This window comes from Nitrososphaera sp. (assembly GCF_050748925.1).
Lineage (GTDB): Archaea > Thermoproteota > Nitrososphaeria > Nitrososphaerales > Nitrososphaeraceae > Nitrososphaera.
In genome coordinates, this window is record NZ_JBOGQF010000117.1 from 1 (window position 1) to 5,268 (window position 5,268).

Consider the following 5,268-nt stretch of genomic DNA (forward strand, 5'->3'; position numbering starts at 1 on the left):
CCTGTACACCCTGAATTTCCACCTGCAAACCCTTGCGACCAAGCACCGGATAGCAGAAGGGCTGCTAATAGTCCACGACAGGGACGCAAACAGCGTCGACCTCTCGATTGCAAAGGGCGAAAACGAGTTCTTTATTCACTAGCATTCTGCCTGAAACTGGCGTTCTGCCGGAAATTGCGCAGGGCGACTGCGACCTTACTGGTGGTGTGGCACGTGGGGCACTCTGCCCAGCTGTGGCCGCCAAAGTATTCCCACTCAAAGCCGCACTTGCCATAGGTGCATTTCAGCCACCTTCCTCTTGAGGCCTTGACCCAGTTCTCCTGCATGGGCTTCCGGGCCCTGCGGGCCGCCCTTGGATTTCGCCTGCCGCCCAGAGATGGCAACAACTTTGTTGTCACTGCTGGCAATTTAAAGACAGCGCGCATGCGATAAATGTTCTATATGAATTATATATAATTTTATTCTGTTACCGGATAATATGGCGAACTAATGAGATTCGGCAAGTGTTATATAGAACAAAACGCGATGCACCCAATGATGAACAAGGCAATCATTGCAGGGTTGGCTGCCGGTGTTCTGGTAGTGGGACTTGTTTTCAGTCCGCTTTTTAATGGAAGCCCACTGTCAGCAGCAAGTGCTACGAATGGCACCGGCGTCACGAGGCATGTTACCCTGATCGCGAGCGAAGAGGTAGTCCAGGTGGCTCCTGATAACGCTCTGCATCCGGGTGGTATAACGTACAACGCAATGGTCTTTAACGGCACAATTCCGGGTCCGGTAGTTGCCGTAAACCAGGGCGACACAGTCGAATTTACTCTGAGAAACGAAGGAAACGTGATACACAGCGTTGACTTCCACGCGGGCATTGGCCCAAGCAACGTACTTTCCGGCAACGTAGCATCCGGTGAAGAAAAGACATGGACGCTCCACGCAAACACTGGTGGCGCATTCTTTTACCACTGCGGCGCTGACGGTCTGAACGGCGTATGGGAGCACATTGCAAACGGCATGTACGGCGCAATCATCGTGCACCCGACAAAGGAAAAGCCGGCAAAAGAGTTCTACATGGTATTCGGTGAAATCTACAACAGCGAAGACGGCGGACCCTTCGTAGGCGACAACTCTACAGACACAGCAGGCTCGTTTGACATTGGCAAGTTCATAACCAACCAGCCCGACCTGGTGCTGACCAACGGCATGTCGCACAAGTATGTGCCGCAGGTTGGCGAAGTTGCCAAGCTCCCGCTCAACCCGCCACTCCTTGAAGAAATGCAGGCAGGTAACCTGACAAACTTCTTCAAGGTCAAGCCGGGCGAGCTGACAAGGTGGTACATAGTCGCTGCAGGTCCGAACGATGGCGTGTCATTCCACTTCATCTCGGGCATGATTGACGTGAGAGACGGCTCTGTCCGTGGCACCACAGGCAGGCAGGCGACGCAGGAAGAAACCTGGTACGTCCCTGTAGGCTCTGCTTCCGTGATTGAAGCAGTCTTCCCAGAAGAGGGCATCTATGTCGGCGTCGACCACAACATGGCTGATGTCGTCAAGGGCGGTGCGTTCGCAGTCGTTGCAACCAACGACGCAACCGAAGACGACCACCCGCCAGGCACGTGGGTTCCGGGCAAGGCATGGCTGAACGAAAACGGCTCAATGTCGACGGAGGAGAGGCCAACAGGCACCGTGCCTGAGGGCACTTCTGGCGGCAACGCTACCTCGACAGGCACCGCCACTTCAACCGGCCAGAACGCCACAGCCAGCGGCAACAACACCACTTCGTCGAACTCGACAACGGGCTAGGCCCGTCCTTTTTTCCTTTTTTATTTTAGTCATCCTAGGCTAAACCACAAAGCTTTTCTACTCAGATCCTTGATTTTAGCAACGGATGGCCAAGCGCCAGTTCACGATTGACATCGGCAAGGAACAGATACCTGTGGAAGGCCACGTGCACAAAAACGTCGCCGTCAAGTATCTCATGAAGCGCCGCCGCTCTGTCCTCATGACCAAGAGCCCTGAAAAGGTGGAAAAGCTGTTTGCAGACCTGCCGACGACGATAAAAATAGTAGGCAAGCAGGTCACCAAAGAATACAAGGTAAACTGGCAGAGGGAGGGCACGGAAGAGACGTACGCGGGATCGCGCTTTGTGTTCACGATGGACGAGGTAAACGGCCAGGCATAGCCTATATAATCCCGTCAGAGCGTAGGAAAGACGCCTTGCAAGGCAGCATAAAAAAATACGGCCTTACCGTCAGCATCGCTGCGGCCGTCATTATAGTTCTGGCAGTCGCATACACGTTCCCCTTGTCGCAGCCATCTGCCCAGCCGAGGCAGCTTGGGCTTACCGCCGACAACTTTTTCAAGATCAGGGTGGGCGAGGACGCGCCGTTTTACGCAGCCGGCCGGGGCGGCGTCAAGCCGTACCAGTTCACGTGGGACTTTGGGGACGGCTCGCAGTCGCAGCTGCAAAATGCCACGCATGTATATTCTGAAGAGGGAACATTCCGCGTCAGATTGACGATAAGGGACTCGGCAGGGGCCACGGAGCAGGTCTCGCACATGGTAGACGTCTACCCTGCAAACGCCAACTTTACCCGGCCTGACGACATACTCCGGCGCTAAAGCATTATACCGGCGCGCCCAAACAGTGCCCCATTGAAGAGCATCAACTTTGTCGTGCTGGGCAACCATGCGATTGCCGCCGAGCTTGGGAAAAAGGGCACGTCCACCGATGTCACTATCTATGACCGCAAGACCTCTGACATCGTCTACACCTGGACTGCGCCGATAACGTTTCCTGACAAGGTCCAGTCGCTGGTGCAGGCAGTCAACATTGCCGAGTACGCCATTCTGAACGTAGCAAAGCTGGACAGGTTCCTGGGCGAGCAGATACTCGCGCTCGAATACGCCGGCATGAAGGACGGGTTCGTGCTCCACTCGTACGAAGTCGACCGCGAAAAACTGAAGGGATTGCTAAAGAACACGTCGCTTGCAAATTACCAGTTCGTTGACAACGTCGACCAGCTAAAGCAGGCGCTGCTGGGCCTTTCGCCAAAGGCCCTGGAGGGGCCTGCCATGATACCTGTCGACCATGCGTTTGACGTAAAGGGAGTGGGCACCGTTCTCCTTGGCGTGGTGAGGCAGGGCTCGCTCAAGGTGTATGACGAATTAACTCTGTTGCCGTCTGGCAAGACGGTGCTGGTAAAGTCCATACAGATGCACGACGACCCCGTGGAAAGCTCGTCAAGCCCTGCAAGGGTCGGCCTTGCTGTCAAGGGAGTCTCTGCCGGCGACGTTTCAAGAGGGGACTTGCTGTGCGCGCCCGGCGCCGTCAAGGTGTCGTCCGGCTCCCTGCAGGCAAAATTTGTAAAGAGCCCCTTTTTCAAGGGCGACCTGGCTGACAACCAGATGTACATGCTCTCGATAGGGATGCAGATAAGGCCGGTCAAGGTAAAGATGTCCGGCGACGTGCTTGAAATAACGCCGGAAAAGCCCGTGGCCTACCAGCCCGGCCAGGCGTGCATATTGCTAAAGCCAGACAGCCCGACGACTCGGATAATCGGCAAGGGCATAATCCAATAGTTTTATCAAAACCTGCAGGCAATAAAGCTGCATCAAGCGCGTCAACGCAGAAAAGAAAGGGATACGCGTATTGGCGATAGCGGAGAGCTTTGGCAGGCACGCAAAGCAGTCCGTCCTGGCAGGGGTCGTGATGCGGCGCGACCTCGTCGTGGACGGCTTTGTCTTTGGCCTGGCGACGGTTGAAGGCGACGACGCCACCGACGCAATAGTCGCAATGCACCGCTCTCTTTACCGCGACGACATCAGCTGCATAATTATCGACGGCCAAGTCATCAGCATGTACAACATTATCGACGGCCAAAGGGTGGCTGAAGAGGCTGGCCTGCCGGTGGTGGCAGTCACGTTTGAGGACTCTATAGGGCTTGAGGGTGCCATCCGCCACCACTTTCCCGACAGCTGGCCGGCCAAAATGGAGCAGTATGAGCGCATAGGCGGCCGCGAGAAGATTGTGCTGAGGACCGGCAAGGCGCTTTATGCGAGATGCTGGGGCTTGACGACCCGGCGCGCGACGGCTCTGCTAAACGCATTCACCCTGCAAGGTGCCCTGCCCGAGCCCGTTAGGGTCGCCAAAACAGCCGCGCGGGCGGCCGCCAATGCCTTTTGCTGAAATGCTGGCCGCCTGAACAAACTCTAGTATTATTTTTTGCCATATTGAGCATGACTACAGTACCCAGCAAGATGAACTGGACAGAGATGATAAACGAATCAGTCCACACAAGCGACGACCAGGACGTCGGCGATGTCGAGGCCGTCAGCAGCAACTTTATCGTGGTCAAGCGCGGATTTATCAACGTGCACCGCTACTACATACCGGTTAGCAAGGTCGAGGGGTGGGACGGCGACGTGCTCTGGCTAAAGATAACCGAAGAAGAAGTAAAGAGGAATTACGAGCGCAACATCGCCCCTGACCCGTACAGGTATTACGTCAAGGACTATCCATACTATGCCGAGGATTACCCTCCCCTTTTGATAATCCCGCAGAGGTACCAGCCGCCTGCCTACGCGCCGCAGCAGGAAGTGAAAAAGGTCTACAAGTGCGACATCTGCAACCAGCAGTTCCCGACCCGCGACGAGTTTAGCAGCCACGTCAAGGCGATGCACTAGGGCGCCCCGCCTGCCACGCTTAGGTATAAATTAGAACCGCCGACAATCCTTGATGGCGGTGGGGTGGCAGAGCGGCCATGCGTTCGCCTGCAGTTGCGCAAGCAGTGAGCGGATTTATAGGGGTTCGAATCCCCTCCCCACCTTGCTATTTTCCCAAAGAAAAAAGAGAGGCTGGACGAGCCTAGGGGATTGACCTGCTGTACAGCTTGCCTTCGAGGGCGAGCTTGTACATTTCTGCTATGTAGGGGTTCTTTGCCGGGGTTTCAGCGCGCAGTTCTACGAGCCTTGCGTATACCCTTACGACGTATGCAAGAGCACCCATGAACGCCAGCACGACGCCCATGTTAAAGACCCAGTGGTTGGGAACGGAAAAGATCTCTTCCACGAACCAAAAGTGCCACATTTCGTTGATCCCGATTGCAAACATTGGGGCCAGGTAGCCTACGATGGTCACCTTCAGGCCAGTGTTGAGCGCGTTATTTGGTCCTCTGAGGCTCGGCACCTTTCTGTCATACATTGCCACCATGCCCCAGCCAATCGGAAGGGCGATAAAGTGGCTGTAGAGCCACCAGTGGGCAGGCGTGAATG

General features: G+C 55.5%; 8 protein-coding genes and 1 tRNA gene. 7 read left to right on the forward strand and 2 right to left on the reverse strand.

Features of this window, described 5'->3' with window-relative positions; genetic code table 11:
- Positions 1-131 precede the first annotated feature (131 nt).
- On the reverse strand, positions 132-425 hold the full coding sequence (locus ACREAY_RS09425; protein ID WP_431755517.1) for a hypothetical protein: 294 nt from the start codon (positions 423-425) through the stop codon (positions 132-134).
- A gap of 112 nt (positions 426-537) precedes the next feature.
- On the opposite strand from ACREAY_RS09425, the gene ACREAY_RS09430 reads away from it, so the two are divergent.
- The 7 genes from ACREAY_RS09430 (at position 538) to ACREAY_RS09460 (ending at position 4,823) form a co-directional block, all read left to right on the forward strand.
- Positions 538-1,797 (forward strand): multicopper oxidase domain-containing protein, encoded by a 1,260-nt coding sequence (locus tag ACREAY_RS09430; RefSeq protein WP_431755518.1) that lies wholly within the window; start codon positions 538-540, stop codon positions 1,795-1,797.
- A gap of 85 nt (positions 1,798-1,882) precedes the next feature.
- Entirely contained in the window at positions 1,883-2,176 is a 294-nt protein-coding gene (locus tag ACREAY_RS09435) for a hypothetical protein (RefSeq protein ID WP_431755519.1), read from the forward strand.
- 35 nt (positions 2,177-2,211) lie between these two features.
- Positions 2,212-2,616, forward strand: a complete 405-nt coding sequence (locus ACREAY_RS09440; RefSeq protein WP_431755520.1) for a PKD domain-containing protein — start codon at positions 2,212-2,214, stop codon at positions 2,614-2,616.
- 33 nt (positions 2,617-2,649) lie between these two features.
- Entirely contained in the window at positions 2,650-3,576 is a 927-nt protein-coding gene (locus tag ACREAY_RS09445) for an EF-Tu/IF-2/RF-3 family GTPase (RefSeq protein ID WP_431755521.1), read from the forward strand.
- Positions 3,577-3,607: 31 nt separating this feature from the next.
- Positions 3,608-4,183, forward strand: coding sequence for a DUF99 family protein (locus tag ACREAY_RS09450; RefSeq protein WP_431755524.1), 576 nt, complete (start codon positions 3,608-3,610; stop codon positions 4,181-4,183).
- A 50-nt stretch (positions 4,184-4,233) separates the two neighbouring features.
- Positions 4,234-4,680 (forward strand): DUF2171 domain-containing protein, encoded by a 447-nt coding sequence (locus tag ACREAY_RS09455; RefSeq protein ID WP_431755522.1) that lies wholly within the window; start codon positions 4,234-4,236, stop codon positions 4,678-4,680.
- Between the two features lie 57 nt (positions 4,681-4,737).
- Positions 4,738-4,823 (forward strand) — tRNA-Cys (locus ACREAY_RS09460).
- Between the two features lie 38 nt (positions 4,824-4,861).
- Here the strand turns inward: ACREAY_RS09460 and ACREAY_RS09465 are convergent.
- On the reverse strand, positions 4,862-5,268 hold a 407-nt coding region (locus tag ACREAY_RS09465; protein ID WP_431755523.1), incomplete at its 5' end, for a methane monooxygenase/ammonia monooxygenase subunit C.